The 19460-nt window shown below is 70.1% G+C and carries 18 protein-coding genes and 1 riboswitch; of the genes, 8 read left to right on the forward strand and 10 right to left on the reverse strand.

The features are described from left to right. Positions 1-5 precede the first annotated feature (5 nt). The gene (locus tag OG972_RS06025; protein ID WP_266978958.1) at positions 6-617 is read left to right on the forward strand and encodes a TetR/AcrR family transcriptional regulator; all 612 of its coding nucleotides are present in this window, start codon (positions 6-8) and stop codon (positions 615-617) included. 50 nt (positions 618-667) lie between these two features. Here the strand turns inward: OG972_RS06025 and OG972_RS06030 are convergent, their stop codons facing one another. Both OG972_RS06030 and OG972_RS06035 read right to left on the reverse strand, forming a co-directional pair. Beyond that, the gene (locus OG972_RS06030; RefSeq protein ID WP_266978960.1) at positions 668-1669 is read right to left on the reverse strand and encodes a DUF6745 domain-containing protein; all 1002 of its coding nucleotides are present in this window, start codon (positions 1667-1669) and stop codon (positions 668-670) included. A gap of 122 nt (positions 1670-1791) precedes the next feature. Then, on the reverse strand, positions 1792-2118 hold the full coding sequence (locus OG972_RS06035) for a hypothetical protein (RefSeq protein WP_266978962.1): 327 nt from the start codon (positions 2116-2118) through the stop codon (positions 1792-1794). A 166-nt stretch (positions 2119-2284) separates the two neighbouring features. Here OG972_RS06035 and OG972_RS06040 point away from each other — a divergent pair, with 166 nt between their 5' ends. From OG972_RS06040 to OG972_RS06065, 6 genes are all read left to right on the forward strand, one after another. Continuing rightward, positions 2285-3241: an STM4015 family protein gene (locus OG972_RS06040; protein WP_266978964.1), complete on the forward strand. Its 957-nt coding sequence runs from the start codon at positions 2285-2287 to the stop codon at positions 3239-3241. A gap of 6 nt (positions 3242-3247) precedes the next feature. Continuing rightward, entirely contained in the window at positions 3248-4219 is a 972-nt protein-coding gene (locus tag OG972_RS06045; RefSeq protein WP_266978966.1) for an STM4015 family protein, read from the forward strand. Then, on the forward strand, positions 4200-5354 hold the full coding sequence (locus tag OG972_RS06050; protein ID WP_266978968.1) for an STM4014 family protein: 1155 nt from the start codon (positions 4200-4202) through the stop codon (positions 5352-5354). The genes OG972_RS06045 and OG972_RS06050 overlap by 20 nt, the downstream gene beginning before the upstream one ends. Positions 5355-5424: 70 nt before the next feature. Further along, complete coding sequence (locus OG972_RS06055; RefSeq protein ID WP_266990302.1) at positions 5425-6240, forward strand: STM4013/SEN3800 family hydrolase; 816 nt, start codon at positions 5425-5427, stop codon at positions 6238-6240. Then, positions 6237-7598 carry an STM4012 family radical SAM protein gene (locus OG972_RS06060; RefSeq protein WP_266978970.1) on the forward strand — a complete coding sequence of 454 codons (1362 nt, stop codon included), beginning with the start codon at positions 6237-6239 and terminating at the stop codon, positions 7596-7598. The genes OG972_RS06055 and OG972_RS06060 overlap by 4 nt, the downstream gene beginning before the upstream one ends. A gap of 8 nt (positions 7599-7606) precedes the next feature. Beyond that, positions 7607-8524 carry an STM4011 family radical SAM protein gene (locus OG972_RS06065; protein ID WP_266978972.1) on the forward strand — a complete coding sequence of 306 codons (918 nt, stop codon included), beginning with the start codon at positions 7607-7609 and terminating at the stop codon, positions 8522-8524. A 59-nt stretch (positions 8525-8583) separates the two neighbouring features. Here OG972_RS06065 and OG972_RS06070 read toward each other — a convergent pair whose 3' ends face one another. From OG972_RS06070 to OG972_RS06080, 3 genes are all read right to left on the reverse strand, one after another. Further along, positions 8584-9429: an SGNH/GDSL hydrolase family protein gene (locus OG972_RS06070; protein WP_266978974.1), complete on the reverse strand. Its 846-nt coding sequence runs from the start codon at positions 9427-9429 to the stop codon at positions 8584-8586. A gap of 166 nt (positions 9430-9595) precedes the next feature. Further along, entirely contained in the window at positions 9596-10519 is a 924-nt protein-coding gene (locus OG972_RS06075; protein WP_266978976.1) for a LysM peptidoglycan-binding domain-containing M23 family metallopeptidase, read from the reverse strand. Between the two features lie 3 nt (positions 10520-10522). Further along, positions 10523-10680: riboswitch (cyclic di-AMP (ydaO/yuaA leader) on the reverse strand. A gap of 282 nt (positions 10681-10962) precedes the next feature. Then, complete coding sequence (locus OG972_RS06080) at positions 10963-13068, reverse strand: alpha-galactosidase (protein ID WP_266978978.1); 2106 nt, start codon at positions 13066-13068, stop codon at positions 10963-10965. A 196-nt stretch (positions 13069-13264) separates the two neighbouring features. Between OG972_RS06080 and OG972_RS06085 the strand changes: the two genes are divergently transcribed. Then, entirely contained in the window at positions 13265-14077 is an 813-nt protein-coding gene (locus tag OG972_RS06085; RefSeq protein WP_266978980.1) for a tyrosine-protein phosphatase, read from the forward strand. A gap of 14 nt (positions 14078-14091) precedes the next feature. Here OG972_RS06085 and OG972_RS06090 read toward each other — a convergent pair whose 3' ends face one another. The 5 genes from OG972_RS06090 to ispG all read right to left on the reverse strand — a co-directional run bounded on the left by OG972_RS06090 (position 14092) and on the right by ispG (position 19458). Beyond that, positions 14092-14265: a DUF6126 family protein gene (locus tag OG972_RS06090; protein WP_266978982.1), complete on the reverse strand. Its 174-nt coding sequence runs from the start codon at positions 14263-14265 to the stop codon at positions 14092-14094. Between the two features lie 33 nt (positions 14266-14298). Beyond that, complete coding sequence (locus OG972_RS06095) at positions 14299-14907, reverse strand: XRE family transcriptional regulator (RefSeq protein ID WP_266978984.1); 609 nt, start codon at positions 14905-14907, stop codon at positions 14299-14301. A 62-nt stretch (positions 14908-14969) separates the two neighbouring features. After that, positions 14970-16367: an aspartate aminotransferase family protein gene (locus OG972_RS06100; protein ID WP_266978986.1), complete on the reverse strand. Its 1398-nt coding sequence runs from the start codon at positions 16365-16367 to the stop codon at positions 14970-14972. Further along, a complete protein-coding gene (gene dxs / locus OG972_RS06105) occupies positions 16364-18265 on the reverse strand; it encodes a 1-deoxy-D-xylulose-5-phosphate synthase (RefSeq protein WP_266978988.1) in 1902 nt (633 codons plus the stop codon). The genes OG972_RS06100 and dxs overlap by 4 nt, the downstream gene beginning before the upstream one ends. A gap of 26 nt (positions 18266-18291) precedes the next feature. Continuing rightward, positions 18292-19458 (reverse strand): flavodoxin-dependent (E)-4-hydroxy-3-methylbut-2-enyl-diphosphate synthase, encoded by a 1167-nt coding sequence (gene ispG / locus OG972_RS06110; RefSeq protein WP_266978990.1) that lies wholly within the window; start codon positions 19456-19458, stop codon positions 18292-18294. Positions 19459-19460: the final 2 nt, after the last annotated feature.

Raw genomic sequence — 19460 nt, forward strand, 5'->3', positions numbered from 1 at the left:
ACGCCGTGGCAAGAGTGCGGTTGAGCGTGGCGGAACGACGCGAGGAGCTGCTCCGCGCTGCCGTCGAACAGATCGAGGTGCGAGGTGTCGCGGCGGTACGGATCGCCGATGTCGCGTCCGTGCTCGGCGTGAGCAACGCCCTGGTGCTTTACCACTTCTCGACGAAGGAGAAGCTGGTCGCAGCCGCCTTCGCGCATGCGGCCGAGGCGGACCTCGCCCATCTGCGCAAGCTCCTGAGCCGTCGCACGAGTGCGGTACGGCGGTTGCGCGCCGCCGTCCGCTGGTACGCACCGACCGGGCAGGCCAAGGGCTGGCGGCTGTGGATCGAGGGCTGGGCGGCCTCGCTCCGGGACCCGGCGCTGCGCAATGTGGCCGGCGATCTCGACCAGCAGTGGAAGGCGGAGCTGGCCGAGGTCATCGAAGAGGGCGCCGCCGCGGGTGAGTTCCACTGCGACGACCCGATGTCCGTGGCCTGGCGACTGACCGCCCTGCTGGATGGTCTGGCCGTCCAGATGACGTCGTACGCCGGTCCGCTCTCCCGGGCCACGATGCTGGCGTGGACCGATGAGGCGCTCGCCCGCGAACTGGGCATCGACCGGGCGACGCTGACGGCCTGACCCGGCCGGCCACTCCGCCTCCTTCGCTTCCTTCCCGCACTGTCGACCGATCAGGTCTGGCGCAGAGGCGTGTACGCGTCTCCGTCCAGCCCGAAGGTCCAGGCGACGCCGCCCTTCGCGGTCCTGGTCGAGGGCGGTACCCGCAGCCAGTACGTGCGATGGGTCCCGTCGGGCTCCGGGGTCGAGTTGACCACCTCGACCATCACCACGTCCTCGTCGCCGTCCAGCGCGATCCGCCACAGGATGCCCGTCTCGTCCCGGTGCACCGGCTCGGCGCCCGACTCGGTGAGGTAGCGGTCGTAACCGTAGAACTCCAGCATCACGCGGCGCAGCTCCGCGTTCTCCTCCTCGCGTATCCGCTCGGGGGTCAGGGCCGTCAGTTCCGCGAGGAACTCGGCGGGAACAGGCATGCCACGCCAGGCGTACAGCGTGAACCCGTCACGGTACGAGAGGGCAGGGCCGTCCCCGCGGTCGAGCCGGCCCGCCTCGTCGCGGTGGAGCGTCTCCGGGCGTTCGCTGATCACCACGGTGCGCTCGTACGGCCACCACCAGCCCGCGTGCCTGGCCACCTCCGCCAGGCCGTCGAGCCGGTCCCCGCGGCCGTCGAACGCGGCGAGCCACGCCGCGTCGTGCTGGCCGAGGACCGCGTCGAGCAGCACCATACGCACATCCGTCTCGTCCTCCGGGCTCTCGGCGAGGGCCGCGACGACACCGGTCCGTATCCGCTCGGCGAGCGCGGCTGTGGTCTCCCAGAGCTGGGCGCCCGTGGCCGACCAGAGGGAGGACCAGCCGGCCGGACCCAACTCGTCGTACATCCGGCGCCGTTCCTCCGCCCACGGCCGGGTCCGCACCTCGTCGCGCACCGAGCGGCCGGCGCCGACGAGTTTCTCGACCACCTCGACGGCCGCCTTCGGCGAATCGGCCCAGACAATCTGCTCCGGCTCGGCCAGTCCCGCGCTGCGGTAGGCGAGGCGGACCCCGTCCTCGGCCGCTCCCCGGTCCGCCGCACCGGTCGCCGCTGCCACGGCCCGCCATGAGTCCACGTACTGCATCGGTTGTCCCCGTTCCCTGTTCACTCTCTTGGATCTCTGCTGTTCGCCGCCTGTCCGGCGGTTCGCCGTGCCGCCCGGTACCGGCCCGCTGCGTCGCGCGCCGCCTGTCCGGACCGGCCGGCTCAGTCCGCGACGATGCGGACCGCACCCGGTGCGTACTCCCGCTGGCGCACGACGCGGTACCAGCCCTTCGACAGCGGTATCGCCGCATGCTCCTCGTGCACCACCCGCCCGCCATCGGGGAGATGGAGCAGCATCGGGCCGAAGGCGCCCGCCTCACGCATCAGCCGGCCGGGTCCTTGGACTGCATGCGCATGACCGGTGACCTCGCCCAGCGCGAGCACCATCCGCCCGCGGGCGTCCCGCGGCTCCCCCGGCGCGTCCGCCAGGTGCGCGGGCACCTCGGACTCGTCCAACGCCACGATCAGTACATCGCCCTGCCGGTACACAGACGTCTCCCCTCCAGGGTGGCACCCGCTGTGCCGACCCTGGAGAAAACGCTAAGGGGAGGGTCTGACAACCGGTCACAACCGCTCCCCCGCCCGCCGCATTGTCAGTGGGACTTGATAAACCTTGCGGACATCAGCCGTCCCCCAGTCTCAGGAGCTCAGGGCCATGTCCGGTGTGGATCATCTGCACGAGTTGCTCGGCCTGCCGGCCGTCGACTTCCGGCACGCGACGAACGAGGCGCCGGCGCAGGCCGCCGATGCCGCGGCCTGGCGTATCGCGGTCGATCCGTACGACGACGAGTCCGAGATGACCTGGGAGCAGGCGTTCCAGGCGTTCCTCGGGGCGGTCGATCCGGGCGGCGTGCGGGCCCTGATCATCGGACAGTGGGGGGAGGCGACCGACGAGACGTCGTCCTACCCGATCGGTCTGGTGACCGCCGCGGCCGACCGTCTGACTTCGCTGGAGGCGATCTTCGTCGGCGACATGACGCGCGAGGAGAACGAGATCTCCTGGATCGAGCAGTCCGACGTCACCGCGCTGCTGAGGGCGTTCCCCGGCCTGCTGGAACTGGGCGTGCGCGGCGGCACAAGCCTGGAGTTCTCCCCGTCGAAACACGAGCGGCTGCGTTCGCTGACCATCGAGACGGGCGGGCTGCCGGCCGGAGTGATCCGCGGCATTCTGGACAGCGAGCTGCCCGCGCTGGAGCGGCTCGATCTCTGGCTCGGTGTCGCCGAGTACGGCGGCGACGCCGATGTTTCGGACCTGGCCCCGCTGCTCTCCGGCTCGCGCTTCCCCCGCCTGCACCACCTCGGTCTGCGCAACAGCGAAGTGCAGAACGAGATCGCGACGGCCGTCGCGGGTGCCCCGGTCGTCGCCCAGCTGCGCACCCTCGATCTGTCGCACGGGACGCTCGGCGACGAGGGCGCGGCCGCGCTGCTCGAAGGCCAGCCGCTGACCCACCTCGAACGGCTCGATCTGCACCATCACTTCCTCACCACGCCGATGGAGCGCCGGATCAAGGAGGCGCTGGAACCGTACGGAGTGCAGGTCGATGTGTCCGAACGCGAGGAACCATGGGGCGATCGTGGGGCCGAGGGCCGCTACACCACGGTTTCGGAGTGACGCCCCATGACTGACATCGACCATCCCGAGACGTTCCACGGCCTGCCGGTCCTCACGCTGCCCGGCCCCGGCCTGCCGCACACCGTTCCGCTTCCGGCGGCGGACGCGGTCGCCTGGCGGCTGGAGAGCGCCTGGCAGGGCAGCCTGACATTCGCCACCCTGTGGCAGCACTTCCTCGACACGGTCGACACCACCCAGGTGCGAGCCCTGCTGATCGGTCCGTGGTGGCAGGAGGAGTACGAACCGTTCGCCCCCGTCGTCGACCTGCTGGCGGGCCACGCGGACCGGTTCCCGTCCCTGCGGGCGCTCTTCCTCGCCGATGTCGTCAGCGAGGAGTGCGAGCTCTCATGGCTGGAGATGGCCGACATCACCCCTGTGCTCGAGGCGTTCGGACAGGTGCAGGAGCTGACGGTGCGCGGCTGCGGCGAGCCGATCGCCGGCAAGCAGACCCTTGATCTGCGGCCGGTGCGGCACGAGGCACTCACCTCGCTGCGGTTCGAGTCCGGCGGGCTTCCGTCGGCCGTCGTACGGGCGGTCGGGGCGTCGGAGTTGCCCGCGCTGGAGCGCCTCGAACTCTGGCTCGGCGTCGCCGAGTACGGCGGGGACGCGACGGTCGAGGACCTTGCGCCGCTGCTCTCCGGTGCCGCGTTCCCGAACCTGCGCCATCTGGGTCTGCAGAACAGTGAGATCCAGGACGAGATCGCGGCCGCGGTGGCGTCCGCCCCGGTTGTCGCCCAGCTGGAGTCGCTCTCCCTGGCGATGGGCACGCTCGGGGACCTCGGAGCCGAGGCGCTGCTCGCGGGCCAGCCGCTCACCCACCTGACCTCGCTGGATCTGCATCACCACTACATCAGTGACCCATGGCTGGACCGTCTCAGGGGACTGCTCGGTGCCGACCGGGTCAACGGTGAACCGAACGAGGTGGAGTACTGGGATCCGGATGAAGACGACGAGCGCTATGTCGCAGTCACCGAGTAGGGCGGGCGGCCCGGCGGTGCGCTTCGCCGTCGTGGGAGTTCCCGGCAACCGCCGGGTCACACTCTTCCGGGACGCCGTACGCGCCGCCGGGCTGCCGGCCGCGCGTGTGGTGCCCTGGCTGGATGTCCTGGGCGGCAAGGCCGTTTTCCGGCGGGGCGAGACCGTACGGATGGACTCGCCCGGTGAGGACGCCGAGGTCGAGCGGTTGCTGCGGTCGGTGGACGATCCGACGAGGGTCGAGGGCACCGCCCTCTGGTACACCCGGTTCACCGGAGCGGTGCGGACGGTCGCGCGGGCGGCCGACGCGGCCGGAGCGGTCCTGCTCGACGCCCCGGGCGATGTCGCCGTGCTGTTCGACAAGCGGCTGTGCCATGCCGTGCTGGACGGCGCCGGGGTCCCTGTACCGGCTTCGCCGACCTCCGGCGCTGCGGCGCCCGTGGTGCGCGACTGGGCAGATGTGCGCGAGCGGATGGCTCAGCACCGGATGCCACGGGCCTTCGTGAAGCTCGCGCACGGCTCGTCCGCCTCGGGGGTGCTGGCCGTGGAGACGGCAGGTCCCGGCCGGGTGCGGGCCACCACGTCGGTGGAGCGCGACATGTCCGGACGGCTCTTCAACTCACTGCGGGTGCGCGGCTGTACGACGGAGCGCGAGGTGGCGGCGATCGTCGACGCGCTCGCACCGGACGGGCTGCACATCGAGCGCTGGCTGCCCAAGGCATCACAGCGTGGGCGCTCGGCCGACCTGCGGGTCCTGGTGGTGGCGGGCCGCGCCACCCATGCCGTCGTACGGACCAGTCACTCCCCCATGACCAATCTTCACCTCGGCGGCGAGCGCGGAAGCCTCGACGAGGTCCGCGCGGCCGTCGAGGCGGCGGGCGGCAGCTGGGCCGAGGCCCTGGCCGTGTGCGAGCGCGCCGCTGCCTGCTTCCCGGACACGCTGTGTGTGGCCGTCGATCTGCTGCCCGCGACCGGCTGGCGGCGGTTCGCCGTCGGCGAGGTCAACGCCTTCGGCGACCTGCTGCCACGCCTGACCGGGCTGCCCGGCAGCGGCTTCGAGGGCCTGGACACCTACGCGACGCAGGTCGTCGCCGTACTGAACAGAACAAGGAACCGCCGTGCAAGCGCCACCCCCTGACGCCGGACAGGCCGTCGCCGACATCCGCGACGTGGACGCCGCTCCCTCGGAACACGCCGGGAATCCGGACATGAGCGAGATCGTGGGCAGTCACGATCTGCTGCTCATCACCCTCGACACCCTGCGCTACGACGTGGCGGCGGAGCTGGCCGCCGCCGGACGCATCCCGCATCTGGCCCGCCATCTCCCGGGCGGCATCTGGGAGAAGCGGCATGCCCCGGGCAGCTTCACCTATGCCTCGCACCAGGCGATCTTCGCGGGATTCCTGCCGACGCCCGCCGCCCCCGGCCCGCACCCCCGGCTGTTCGCGGCACGCTTCGCGGGCAGTGAGACCACCGCTTCCCGGACCTTCGTCTTCGACACCCCGGACCTGGTGTCCGCTCTCGCCGGGGCCGGCTACCGCACGGTGTGCATCGGAGGCGTCGGCTTCTTCAACCGGCAGGGCCCGCTCGGTTCCGTGCTGCCGGGCATGTTCCAGGAGAGCCACTGGGAACCCGAGTTCGGCGTCGCGTCACCCACCTCCTTCGAGGCCCAGGTGGCACGGGCCGAGCAGGTCGTCGCGGGGCTCCCCGCCGAACAACGGCTGTTCCTCTTCGTCAACGTGTCGGCGCTGCACCAGCCCAACTGGTTCCACCAACCGGGCGCCACCCGCGAGTCGGGTGACTCCCGCGCCACGCACGCCGCAGCCCTGGAGTACGTCGACGCACACATCGGCCGGCTCCTTGCCGCCGCGAGCAGCCGGCGACGCTGCTTCGCCATCGTCTGCTCCGACCACGGCACGGCGTACGGGGACGACGGCTACACCGGTCACCGGCTCGGCCACGAGTCCGTCTGGACCGTTCCGTACGCGCACTTCTTCCTGGAACCGGGGGCCACCGCACGATGACCGGTTCGCACACCGTCCGCCCGTACCAGAGCTACGTCTACGCCTATCCGCACAAGACGGCGTACCGCCCGCTCACCGGCCACCCCGCCGGCCGGCCCGCGCTGCGCGAGCTGTGGGCGGGAGAGCGCAAGGACGCGCTCTCGCTCTATCTCCACATACCGTTCTGCGAGGTCCGCTGCGGTTTCTGCAACCTCTTCACCCGGATCGGCGCCCCCGACGAGCTGACGACCCGCTATCTCGACGCACTGGACCGGCAGGCCACCGCCGTCCGCGACGCACTGGGTGACGACGAGCCGGTGCGGTTCGCCGCGGCGGCGTTCGGCGGCGGCACCCCCACCTTCCTGACGGCAGCCGAGCTGGAGCGGCTCTGCGACATCGCGGAGAAGCGGATGGGCGCCGACCTGCGGTCCGTACCGCTGTCGGTCGAGACCTCGCCGTCGACCGCGACAGCCGACCGGCTGGCCGTCCTCGCCGACCGCGGGACGACCCGGATCAGCATCGGCGTACAGAGCTTCGTCGACGCCGAGGCACGCGCGGCGGTCCGCCCCCAGCGCCGCGCCGATGTGGAGGCGGCGCTCGGCCGGATCCGCGACGCACGCATCCCGGTCCTCAACATCGACCTGATCTACGGCATCGACGGACAGACCGAGGACAGCTGGCGTTCCTCCCTGGACGCGGCCCTCGCCTGGCAGCCGGAGGAGCTGTATCTCTATCCGTTGTACGTGCGTCCGCTGACCGGCCTGGGCCGGGTCGGCGCCGACGCCGAAGCAGCGGCAGACGCGGTCTGGGACGAGGAGCGGCTGCGGCTGTACCGGGGGGGCCGGGACCATCTCCTCGCCCACGGCTACGAGCAGGTGTCGATGCGGATGTTCCGTCGCGGCGACGCCCCGCGGCAGGGTCCTGACGACTACGCGTGCCAGACGGACGGCATGATCGGGCTGGGCTGCGGCGCACGCTCGTACACCAGTCGGCTGCACTACTCGTTCGACTACGCGGTGGAGATGCGGGAAGTGCGGGCGATCATCGACGGCTACACCGCCACCGAGGACTTCTCCCGTGCGGAAGTGGGGCGGTATGTAGACGGCGACGAGGCGCGCAGGCGCCACCTTCTGCAGTCGCTCCTCCAGGCCGAGGGGCTGCAGCTGGCGGAATACCGCGAGCGGTTCGGCGCCGCTCCCGGTGACGACTTCCCAGGTGAGCTGGACCGGTTCGAGGCACGCGGCTGGCTGGACGGGTCCGCCATGGCGTCCGGGCTGCTGCGGCTCTCGCCCGAGGGGCTCGCCCACTCCGACGCGCTGGGTCCCGAACTGTTCTCCCCCGCTGTACGGGCCGCGATGGCCGCGTACGAACTGAAGTGAGCACTCCCATGGATCTGACGATCCTCTATCGGGGCCCCCTGGCGTCGTGCGACTACGACTGCCCGTACTGCCCGTTCGCCAAGCGGCGCGACAGCCCGGAGCAGCTCCGTGCCGACCGCGCCGCGCTGGAGCGGTTCACCGCGTGGGCCGCGGCGCAGACCAGGGACAGGATCTCGGTGCTGTTCACGCCGTGGGGCGAGGGGCTGGTCCGTTCCTGGTACCGCCGCGCGTTGGTGGAACTGGCGCAGCTGCCGCACATCGGCCGGGTCGCGATCCAGACCAATCTCAGCGGTCGTACACGGTGGTTGGCCGAGGCCGGTGGAGCCGGCCGCGACAAGATCGCGCTGTGGTGCACGTATCACCCCGGGCAGACACCGTACGACCGTTTCCTCGCCAGGTGCCGGGAGCTGTCCGCTCTGGATGTCCGGTACAGCGTCGGTGTCGTCGGTCTCGAGGACCATTTCGACGAGGCGCGACGGCTCCGTACCGACCTGCCCGACGAGGTCTATCTCTGGATCAATGCCGCTGAGGGGCAGAGCTACACGGACGAGGAGGCGGACCGCTGGACGGTCCTCGACCCCCTCTTCCCGTACAGCCGCCACCCGCACCGCTCGGCCGGCCTGCCGTGCCGGACCGGCGAGTCCGTCATCTCGGTGGACGGTGACGGCACGGTGCGCCGCTGCCACTTCGTCCCGGCCGAGCTGGGCAACCTGTACGACGGCAGCTACCGGAGTGCGCTCGGTCCGCGGGCCTGTCCGCTCGCCGTCTGCGACTGCCACATCGGCTATGTGCATCTGGAGACGCTGCCGCTGTACGACGTCTTCGCGGGCGGCGTCCTGGAGCGCATACCGGTCCGACGCCCGGGCATACCGGCGCCCTCGGGACGCCGGCTTCTGCCGCTGTCCCCCGTCGCCGGACAGGCCTGAAGCCCCCGGGAGTCAGAAAGGGAGCGGGCCCGTCCGGCAGCCGAGGCCGAAGACGGGTCCTAAAGCGGCAGGAGGTCCGGCCGCTTCGCCTCGACGTGGTCGCCGGAGGACTCGCCGCGCAGCCGCCGTCCTATCCACGGCACCAGGTACTCGCGCGCCCAGTGGATGTCGTCGCGCCGGACCTCCAGCGTGCCGCGCTGTGCCTGCGGGGGCCATTCCTGGTCGGGGTCGGCCGGGACATCGAGGCCGAGGACCTGGGCGGCGCGCAGCGCGACCCGGGTGTGCCCCTCGGGTGACAGGTGGAGCCGGTCGTCGTCCCAGGCTCGCCGGTCCTGCACGGACTTCAGCGACCACAGGTCGAGGACGGGGCAGTCGTAGCGGTCGGCGATGGAGCGCACATGGGCGGTGTACGTGGCGATCTTGCCGCGCAGATGGCGCAGTACGGGAACGCCGCGGGTGTCGAAGCCGGTGGTCACCAGCACGGTGCCGACCGAGTCGGTCAGCTCGGCGACCGCGCGCTCGAAGCGCTCGGCCACGTCGTCCGGGTCGGTGCCGGGCCGGATGATGTCATTGCCGCCCGCGCAGAAGCTCACCAGATCGGGTGCGAGCTCCTTGGCGCGCGGCACCTGCTCCTCGACGATCTGGTCGAGGAGGCGTCCGCGTACGGCGAGATTGGCGTACCGGAAGTTTCCGTGCGCGGAGCCCTCGGAGCTCGTCGCCGCATCGGTGTCCGGGAGCTGGTCCGCGAGAAGTACCGCGAAACGGTCCGCCCAGCCGACGAAGGTTCCGTCCGGGCCGGGGTCTCCGACTCCCTCGGTGAAGCTGTCGCCAATCGCTGCGTACGACCCGATGGCGCCATGCCGGTTGATGACGCCACGTTGATTGTTTCTCGAATCGTCTGCCACAAGCGCATATCCTGCACCGCCGAATGTGACTTACGCGACCGTAATAAGGGGTTGACGGGTGGTGAGATAGACCACCCGGTCAGGTTTTGGTAAAGGGGGAATAAGTGAAGGGGCGGTGCGCCGCCGCGCACCGCCCCTTCACCGAGCCGACCGGATCAGCCGTGGATCAGACGTAGATCCCGTGCGAGGCCAGGTAGGCGATCGGGTCGATGTCCGACCCGTACGCCGGGCCGGTGCGGATCTCGAAGTGGAGGTGCGGGCCGGTGGCGTTGCCGGTCGCGCCGGAGAGACCGACCTGCTGGCCCGCGGTCACGGTCTGGCCCGCCGAGACGGAGAGCGAGGACATGTGGCCGTACTGCGAGTAGTGGCCGTCGGCGTGCTTGATGACGACCTGGTTGCCGTACGCGCCACCCCAGCCGGCGGTGACGACGGTGCCGGAGGTGATCGCCTTCACACTGGTGCCGGTGGCGACCGGGAAGTCGATGCCCGTGTGGCTGCCGCTGGACCAGTTGGAGCCGGAGGCGCGGTAGGCGGTGGTGTGGTTGCCCGGGACCGGGTGCACATAGCCGGAGTTGGTGCTCTGGCCGGCCGCGGCGGAGGTCTTGGCGGACTCCGAAGCCTTGGGCTGCGACGCGGACTTGTCGGCCGAGGAGGTCGACGGAGCGGCCTTCGACGGAGCCGGGGCGGACTGCGTGTCCGCCGTCGCGGCGGAGCCGGCCGGCTTGCCGCCGAGCGTCAGCTTCATGCCCGGGAAGATCAGGCCCGGGTTCTCGCCGACGACCTCGCGGTTGTCCTGGTACAGCTTCTGCCAGCCGCCCTTGACCTGCTGCTCGGCGGCGATCTTCGACAGGTAGTCACCGGCGACGACGGAGTACGTCCGGGTCTCGACCTGCTTCTTCACGACCGGCGCGGCCTCGACGGCGACGTGCGTGGCTGCCGACTGCGCGGTGGGCGCGGCCTGCTCCGCGGCGTGGGCACCGGTGGCGCCGAGCAGCGGAAGGGCAATGACGGCCCCACCGGCGCCGGCGGCGGCGACGCCACGGGCGATCGTGCTGGACTTGGTACGGCGATGCTTACCCGATGTGGGCATGAAGAATTTCCTCTCCGGCGCCTACGAGGTGAGCTGTCGGGTTCGGGCTGGAGATGCCCGGTCGCAGTTCGCGACTTCACCCCGAGCCGGCCGGATCTCTCCGGGCGGCGGCTTACCTGGTTCCCCCGCTCCTGCCACACGTGAGTGGGTGCGAATTCCGGGCGGCGGCAGGATTAGGCGGTCCGTCCGGATTGAGGGTGACCGTAGGCGAGTGAGGACGGCGGAAACAAGCCATCGATTACTCAAGGGAATCCGCGAAGGGAAATCGGCGCGGAATTCCGGTCACCCTCCGTGGATTACGGATCTTGGCTTTCCGCGCGACGTCCGGAATACCCATCCGTGGCGCCACCACACACCGTCACGGATATGATCCCGCTCACGAGTAGGGCATCATCTCCCGCAGAAGTAGGCCATGTTCCACTAAATGCCGCAATACGGACATGTCATGGGTGTCCGCCACGTCGGAGCCTCAGCACCTTCGCGTCCAGGTCCCCCCGCAGCCCGGTGTGCAGACCCTGATGCAGCAGCACGGCGCCGTGGTGGACCGCCCCGGTGTCCAGGTCGGTGTAGGTCGCCGCAGGGTCGAGCCCGCGCAGCCGCAGGGCCGGCGGCCGCTCCCCGTACCGCTGCGCCTCCAGCCACATCAGCACCACGGCCTCGTCGCCGTGCACGTACTGCACGGCGCTGAGCCCACCGCGCGGGGCACGCAGCCGGTACAGCGCGCCGTGCTGCACCGCGGGACGGATCTCCTTGTAGAGATCCACCCAGCTCCGGGCCTCGGCCAGCTCCTCGTCACTCCACTCGGTGAGATCCCCGCCGACCCCGAGCACCCCGGCCATCGCGCTGACGAAGCGGAAGCGCAGCGAACTGGTCCTGCTGTTGAGCTGGACATTCGGACTGTCGGTGACCCAGGCGGCCATCACCCGCGCCGGATGGATCTGCCCGAAGCCCTCCTGGATGGCCAGCCGGTCAAGCGGGTCGGTGTTGTCGGAGGTCCACACCTGGTCGGTACGGGCGAGGATCCCCAGGTCGATCCGGCCGCCGCCGCCCGAGCAGGACTCGAAGGCGACGCCGGGGTGGGCGGCCCGCAGCCGGTCGATCAGCGCGTAGAGCGCGTCCACATGCGCGATCCAGAGCTTCTGCGGATAGTCCTCGCGCGGCCAGCCCGCATCGGTGAAGCAGCGGTTGAAGTCCCATTTCACATAGTCGATCGGGGCGCTGGAGAGCAGCGTGTCGAGCTGCTCCCACAGATGGTTCTGCACATCGGTCCGGGCCAGATTGAGCACCAGCTGATGACGGAATTCGGTCCGGGTCCTCCCGGGGAAGTGCTGCACCCAGTCGGGGTGCGCGCGATACAGATCACTGTCGGCGTTCACCATCTCCGGCTCGACCCAGATGCCGAACTGCATGCCGAGTCCGTGCACTTCGTCGGCGAGCGGCTTCAGCCCGCCGGGGAATCGCTCGGGGTTGGGGGTCCAGTCGCCGAGTCCGGCCCGGTCGCTGGTGCGCTGCCCGAACCACGCGTCGTCCACGACGAACAGCTCGACGCCCATCGCGGCGGCGCGCTCGGCGAGGGCGCGCTGCTGGTGCTCCGCGATGTCGAAGCCGGTCGCCTCCCAGGAGTTGTAGAGCACCGGCCGCAGGCTCTCGGCGTCCGGGACGACATGGGCCAGTTGCCAGGCGTGCCAGGCCCGGCTCGCCCCGCCGAACCCTTCGGCGCTCCACAGACCGGCGAACACCGGTGTGGTGTACGTCTCCCCCGGTGCGAGCCGCAGCAGCCCGGAGTCGTCGTATCCGGCGCCTCCGGTGATCTGCACGAGCCCGTCGGGGAGCTGCTGCACCGCGATCCGCCACGAGCCGGACCAGCCGAGCGCGCAGCCGTACACCTCGCCGTCCTCCTCGGTGGCGGCGCCGTCCGCGTCGAGCGCGACCCATGGCAGGAACTGGTGTCCGGTGTGGCCGCGCCTGCTGGAGAGGACCTTCTCGCCGTACGTCAGCTCCGACCGTACGAGCTGTGTCTCAGCCGCCCAGCGGCCGTGCAGCTGGCTCAGCCGCCAGCTGTCGCGGGCGGGCAGCGCCCAGGCCGCCGCGTCGGCGCGCAACAGCTCCAGCGGCGGACCGTCAGGACCGGTGTGGGTGACGGTGGCCCAGCGCTCGATGACATCGGAGTCGTCCCGCATCCGGTAGTGCAGGGTGAGCGCGAGCCACTGCCCGGAGTCGGCGAACGCGATACGGAGTTCGTCGCCGTCCACGGCGGCCCCGGCGAACACCCATTCGGTGCCACGGACTTCGGGGGTGCGTACGGAGAGAGCGGGCCGGACGAAGCGGGGGCCGCCCTCGACCGGGTACTCCTCGCGGCCGTCCAGCTGCGACTCGAAGCCCCGGAAGGGCGGCTCGGGCGCGGCGGCGAGGGCCTCGGCGGCCGCGAGGGAGATCCGTGGCCCCCAGTGCAGATGCAGCAGTTCGTCCCGGTCGCCGAGGTGCAGCGCGTAACTGCCGCTCGCCCCGGTCAGCAGCCAGGTCCGACCCCAGTCACCCGTCTCGATCATGTCATCCCCACATTCCCACAGTTCCGCACATCATCGACCGCCGGCCGACAGCCGGGCAACGCCCGTGCGAGGGGAATTCCGTGGGGAGTTCAGCAGGAAACGGCCGAGATGATTGCCCGAGGAATCAATGTCGTATCGTCGCAGGAACTGACCTCGCCGGCGAGCCGCGCCGACGCCAGACACTCCAGGAGACACCGTGACGCAGCAGGTGCCGCAGGTCCCGTCGACGGAACCCGAGCTGGCAGGTGTGCGCAACTTCCGCGATGTGGGTGGCCTGCCCACCACGGACGGCCGCCGGGTGCGGTACGGACGGCTCTTCCGCAGCGGTCACCTCGCGCACGCCACCGACGAGGACGCCGCGTTCCTCGGCGGCCTCGGGCTGCACACGATCTTCGACTTCCGCAATGCGGCGGACCACAGGCTCGACGGCCTGGACGTGGACCTGCCGGGCGTACGCAATGTGAACATTCCGCTCTCCGACCCGGCCGACGGCGCCGAATTCTGGCGGATGGTCCGCGACGGCGACATCGAGCAGCTGCGCTCGATCCTTGCCGACGGCAAGGGAGCCGCGCGGATGACCGCCTCGTACAAGTCGATCATCAGGGACCGTACCGCCGAGCACAGCCGGGTGCTGCACGCCCTGGCCGAGGACAGCGTTCCCGCACTGATGCACTGCGCGGCCGGCAAGGACCGTGCCGGTCTCTCGATCGCGGTGTCGCTGCTGGCGGTCGGCGTCGAGCGTGAGGCCATCGAGGCCGACTACCTGAAGTCCAACGATCCGCACCGTCGGTACAAGGTCCGGCGCACCGACACCTCGTCGACCGGGATGTCGCCCGAGGTGATGGAGCTGCTCAGCCCGCTCTTCGACGCCCGCGCCGAGTACCTCGCCCAGGCCTTCAGCACCATCGAGGAGACCTGGGGCAGCACGGACCGCTATCTCGCCGAGGGCCTGAAGCTGACTCCGGAGATCCTGGAGCGGCTGCGCGGACGACTCCTCGACGAGGCGTAGCGGGACCGCGTAGGTCAGCCCTTTCCGGCGACCGCGAAGAGCAGGTAGAGGAAGGCCGCGAAGATGTGTCCCGCGATGAGATAGGCGAACAGCCTGATCACCACGCCGCGCGGAAACTTCCGCTCCTGCGCCTCGTAGTTCTTCCGGGACCTCGGGGTGAGCGGATCGAAGTGCTCTGAATCGGACATGACAGTCCTCTCTGGTGACCGGCCGGGCCGGTCTCAGCGACGGTGGATACCGCTGCCGAGGCACAGCTCGGCGGCGGGGCTCTGCAACAGGGTGTGGACGAAGAGCAGCTCGGATCCGTCTCGGTCCACGGCGGCGATCCGGTGCGGGGTGAGCGAGTCGAAGTGGGCGCTGTCGCCCGGGTCGAGATCGTGCACGGTGTCGCCGAGGCTCACCCGCAACCGCCCGGCAAGGACGTACAACCACTCCTCGCCGGGATGGACCCGCACGAGATCGCCCTGGGTCCCGTACGGGACCCGGACGCGCAGGGCCTGCATGGCCCGGCCGGACCCGCCGGCCTGCCGGTACATCCAGCCGTCGGCCTCGGCCCCCTCGAACCGGCCACCGCGGACGATCGCGTCACGTTCGGGGGCGATCTCGCCGAGCAGCTCGGAGACCGTCGTACCGTAGATCCTGGCAAGCCCGAGGAGCATGGGCAGCGACGGCTGCCTCCGGCCCGTTTCGAGCCGGGACAGATGGGCCGGGGAGAGCCCGGCGTGCTGGGCGGCGGCCTCCAGGGTCAGACCACGGCGGCGGCGCAGATCGCGCAGTCGTGGCGCGACCCCGGGCAGCTCGTCGGCCACCCCTCCATGGGGAGAGTTCATATACCTATTGGGCCAGGATCATGCCTCAGAGGCAAATGTTTTGCCTCTGAGGCAACTCGCCCTCAGCGGTTGGCGACGGCCTGTTTGACCAGCGTCTTTCCGAAGTCCCACATGAGCCCGCCGCCGCTGTGCGCGTCCTCCATCACCGCTGTGAACGCGGTCACGAACCGGTCCACCTCCGGCTCCCCGATGACCAGCGGCGGAATCAGCTTGATCACTTCCAGATGGTCGCCGGAGACCTGGGTGAGGATCCGGTGCTTCTGCAGGAGCGGCACGACGACCATCTGCGCGAAGAGACCCTTGCGGGCCGCCTGCAGCATGGTCCAGCGGCTGCGCAGCTTCAACGAGCTCGGCCGGCCGAACTCGATGCCGATCATCAGCCCGCGGCCACGGACCGCGTGCAGCAGTTCGTAGCGCCCGGTGAGCGCGGCGAGCCGCTCGCGCAGCAGATCACCGGTGCGGCGGGCGTTCGCGACGGTCTCCTCGTCCTCCATCACCGCAAGGACCGCGAGCCCCGCCGCCATCGCCTGGGCATTGGAGCCGAAGCTCGCCGAGTGGACCAGAACCCGGTCCATCGACGAATAGACGCGTCTGAAGATCCAGTCCTTCCCGAGGGTCGCCCCGACCGGCACATAGCCGCCGGATAGCGCCTTGGCGACACAGACCAGGTCGGGTTCGACGCCTTCCTCGTGCTGGTACGCGTAGAAGTCGCCGGTCCTGCCGAGACCGGTCTGCACCTCGTCGGCGATGAGCAGCGCCTTGTGCCGGTGCAGCAGCTCCTGTGCGGCGCGCAGGTAGCCGGGCGGCGCCTCATGGACGCCCTTCCCCTGGATCGGCTCGACGACGAGCGCCGCCACATCGCCCCGTCCCAGTTCGCGCCGCAGTGCGTCGAGATCGCCGAGCTCGACGGCGGTGTCGGGGAGCAGCGGTGCGAAGCCTTCCCGGAAGCCCGATTCCCCGTTGACCGAGAGCGAGCCGGCGGTCAGGCCGTGGAAGGCGTGGGTGCAGTAGAGAATGCGGGGCTTCCCGGTGGCGTACCGGGCAAACTTCAGCGCGGTCTCGACGGCTTCCGTACCGCTGTTGCCGAAGAAGACCCGGTCCAGATGCGGACTGTGCGTGAGCAGCTTCTCGGCCAGCAGTCCGGGCAGCGGCTGGCAGTCGAAGCGGGTGAGGTCGGCGAGCGAGGCGTCCATGACGTCGTGGAGTGCCTTGCGGACGACCGGGTGGTGGCGGCCCAGACCCATCACGCCGAAACCGGCGAGCATGTCGAGGTAGTCGTTGCCGTCCGCGTCCCAGAAGTGGGCGCCCTCGGCCCGCTCGTACACCCTGTCGAAGCCGATGGTGTGCAGCATCCGAGGGAGCTGGTGGTTGAGGTATTTCGCGTGCAGCTCGTATCGCTCGGCCCCGCGTTCCGCGAGGAGCTGCGCCAGATCGAAGCCCTTGGGCCCGTCGTCCTTCATTCCCCGCTCTCCTCAATCCCCCGGACCGCTCCCTTGGCGGCCAGCGCGCCACTGATCCGGCCGGCGATCTCGACCGGAGTGAGCCCGATGTCGGCCAGCACCTCCGCACGCTTGCCGTGCGCGAGGAACTGCTCGGGGATACCGAAGGTCCGCAGCGGTACGTCGACACCGGCGTCGCGCAACGCCTGCCCGACCGCCGAACCGACGCCTCCCGCCCGGCTGTTGTCCTCGACGACGGCGACCATCCGGTGGCGTGCGGCGAGCGGGGCGAGCTGCTCGTCGACCGGCTTCACCCAGCGCGGGTCGACGACCGTGCAGCGGATACCGCCGCCCGAGAGCAGGTCGGCGGCCTGCAGGCAGACGGAGGCGAGCACACCGACCGCCACGATGAGGACGTGGGGGTCGTCGGCGCGGTGCAGTACGTCCATGGAACCGACGCGGCCTGTCGCCGGTACCGGCTCCCCCACCGACTCCTTGGGGAAACGCAGCACGGTCGGTGCGTCGTCGACGGCAACGGCCTCGCGCAGCTCCTCCCGGAGCCGTTCCGCGTCACGCGGGGCGGCGATCCGCAGCCCGGGCACGACCTGGAGCACGGACATGTCCCACATGCCGTTGTGCGAGGCGCCGTCGGGGCCGGTGACCCCGGCCCGGTCGAGGACGAACGTCACCCCGCACCGGTGCAGGGCGACGTCCATCAGCAACTGGTCGAAGGCGCGGTTGAGGAAGGTGGCGTAGACGGCGACGACCGGGTGCAGCCCCCCGGTGGCGAGCCCCGCCGCGGAGACCGTCGCGTGCTGCTCGGCGATACCGACGTCCCAGACCCGCTCGGGGAACGCCTCGGCGAACTTCGTCAGCCCGACGGGGTGCAGCATCGCCGCGGTGATGGCGACGACATCCGGCCGCTCGGCGCCGATCGCGGCGATCTCGTCCCCGAACACCGAGGTCCACGACGGACTCACCATGGGCGCGAGCGGTGCGCAGGTCAGCGGGTCCATCGCGCCGACGGTGTGGAACCGGTCGGCCTGGTCGCGCAGTGCGGGCGCGTAGCCGCGGCCCTTCTCGGTGAGGCAGTGCACCAGCACCGGGCCGTGGAAGCGTTTCGCGCGGCTCAGTGCGGATTCGACGGCTGCGATGTCGTGCCCGTCTATCGGCCCGACGTACTTGAGTCCCAGGTCCTCGAACATGCCCTGCGGGGCGAAGCTGTCCTTGAACCCCTTCTTCGCGCCGTGCAGCGACCCGTACAGCGGCTGTCCGACGACCGGGGTGCGCTGCAGGACGTCCTTGCCCCACGTCAAGAAGCGCTCGTACCCGTCGGTGGTACGGAGGGTGGCCAGGTGGTCCGCGAGCCCGCCGATCGTCGGGGCGTACGAGCGCTCGTTGTCGTTCACCACGATGATGAGCGGCCGGTCCCGCGCCGCCGCGATGTTGTTGAGCGCCTCCCAGGCCATGCCGCCGGTGAGCGCCCCGTCCCCGATGACGGCGACGACGTGGTCGGGGCGGCCGAGCACCTCGTTCGCCTTGGCCAGGCCGTCCGCCCAGCCGAGCACCGTCGAGGCGTGCGAGTTCTCGATGATGTCGTGCACGGACTCCTCGCGGGAGGGGTAGCCGGACAGGCCGCCCTTGCCGCGCAGCTTGGAGAAGTCCTGCCGCCCGGTGAGCAGTTTGTGCACGTAGCTCTGGTGCCCGGTGTCCCACAGAATGCGGTCCACCGGTGAGTCGAAGGCCCGGTGCAGGGCGATGGACAGTTCCACCACCCCGAGGTTGGGCCCCAGATGTCCGCCGGTCCTGGCCACCGCCTCGACCAGGAACTTCCTGATGTCCTCGGCGAGTTCGTCGAGTTCCGGTCCGCTCAGCGCCTTCAGGTCGTGCGGTCCCCGGATGGTCTCCAGAATGGTCACGCTCGGGCCCCCTCTCCGGTCCTGTCTCAGCTCACGGTGACGGCGGGGACACCTGACGGTGTCCCGGCGTCGTCCATGTCCTCGGCGATCTTCAGGGCTTCCTCGATGAGCGTCTCGACGATCTTCGACTCGGGAACCGTCTTGATGACCTCGCCCTTGACGAAGATCTGCCCCTTGCCGTTCCCGGACGCCACACCCAGATCCGCCTCACGGGCCTCACCCGGACCATTGACGACACAGCCCATCACGGCAACCCGCAACGGCACCTCCATGCCCTCAAGACCCGCCGACACCTGATCCGCCAGCTTGTACACATCCACCTGCGCCCGACCGCACGACGGACACGACACGATCTCCAGCCGCCGCTGCCGCAGATTCAACGACTCCAGGATCTGGATACCGACCTTGACCTCCTCGGCCGGCGGCGCCGACAACGACACCCGGATCGTGTCCCCGATCCCCTCACTCAGCAACGCACCGAACGCCACCGCCGACTTGATCGTCCCCTGGAACGCCGGCCCCGCCTCCGTCACCCCCAAGTGCAACGGGTAATCACACTGAGCCGCCAACTGACGGTACGCATTGACCATCACCACCGGATCGTTGTGCTTCACCGAGATCTTGATGTCCCGGAAACCGTGCTCCTCGAAGAGCGACGCCTCCCACAACGCCGACTCCACCAACGCCTCAGGAGTCGCCTTCCCGTACTTCTTCAGCAGCCGCGCATCCAGCGAACCCGCATTCACACCGATCCGGATCGGCGTCCCCGCATCACTCGCGGCCCGCGCGATCTCCTTGACCTTGTCGTCGAACTGCTTGATGTTCCCCGGATTCACCCGCACCGCCGCACAGCCCGCATCAATCGCCGCGAACACATACTTCGGCTGAAAATGAATATCCGCAATCACCGGAATCTGCGACTTCCTGGCAATCGTCGCCAACGCATCCGCATCATCCTGCGTCGGACACGCCACCCGCACGATCTGACAGCCCGACGCCGTCAACTCCGCGATCTGCTGCAACGTCGCACCGACGTCCGACGTACGGGTCGTGGTCATCGACTGCACCGACACCGGCGCATCCCCACCGACCGCCACCGACCCGACCTGGATGCGCCGCGAGGGGCGACGCATCGCGAGCGGCCGGGCCGGCAGCTCGGGGAGACCCAGTGCGACTGGTTCTCCAGAGGTCATGA

The organism is Streptomyces sp. NBC_01669 (assembly GCF_026339735.1).
GTDB lineage: Bacteria > Actinomycetota > Actinomycetes > Streptomycetales > Streptomycetaceae > Streptomyces > Streptomyces yanii.

Excerpts from the sequence above, each read along its gene's own strand:
- OG972_RS06045 (WP_266978966.1), top strand. The coding sequence starts at position 3,248 with ATGACTGACATCGACCATCCCGAGACGTTCCACGGCCTGCCGGTCCTC.
- OG972_RS06065 (WP_266978972.1), top strand. The coding sequence starts at position 7,607 with ATGGATCTGACGATCCTCTATCGGGGCCCCCTGGCGTCGTGCGACTAC.
- OG972_RS06050 (WP_266978968.1), top strand. The coding sequence starts at position 4,200 with ATGTCGCAGTCACCGAGTAGGGCGGGCGGCCCGGCGGTGCGCTTCGCC.
- OG972_RS06080 (WP_266978978.1), bottom strand. The coding sequence starts at position 13,068 with ATGATCGAGACGGGTGACTGGGGTCGGACCTGGCTGCTGACCGGGGCG.
- OG972_RS06030 (WP_266978960.1), bottom strand. The coding sequence starts at position 1,669 with ATGCAGTACGTGGACTCATGGCGGGCCGTGGCAGCGGCGACCGGTGCG.
- OG972_RS06040 (WP_266978964.1), top strand. The coding sequence starts at position 2,285 with ATGTCCGGTGTGGATCATCTGCACGAGTTGCTCGGCCTGCCGGCCGTC.
- OG972_RS06060 (WP_266978970.1), top strand. The coding sequence starts at position 6,237 with ATGACCGGTTCGCACACCGTCCGCCCGTACCAGAGCTACGTCTACGCC.
- OG972_RS06075 (WP_266978976.1), bottom strand. The coding sequence starts at position 10,519 with ATGCCCACATCGGGTAAGCATCGCCGTACCAAGTCCAGCACGATCGCC.
- OG972_RS06055 (WP_266990302.1), top strand. The coding sequence starts at position 5,425 with ATGAGCGAGATCGTGGGCAGTCACGATCTGCTGCTCATCACCCTCGAC.
- OG972_RS06090 (WP_266978982.1), bottom strand. The coding sequence starts at position 14,265 with ATGTCCGATTCAGAGCACTTCGATCCGCTCACCCCGAGGTCCCGGAAG.
- OG972_RS06100 (WP_266978986.1), bottom strand. The coding sequence starts at position 16,367 with ATGAAGGACGACGGGCCCAAGGGCTTCGATCTGGCGCAGCTCCTCGCG.
- ispG (WP_266978990.1), bottom strand. The coding sequence starts at position 19,458 with ATGACCTCTGGAGAACCAGTCGCACTGGGTCTCCCCGAGCTGCCGGCC.
- OG972_RS06095 (WP_266978984.1), bottom strand. The coding sequence starts at position 14,907 with ATGAACTCTCCCCATGGAGGGGTGGCCGACGAGCTGCCCGGGGTCGCG.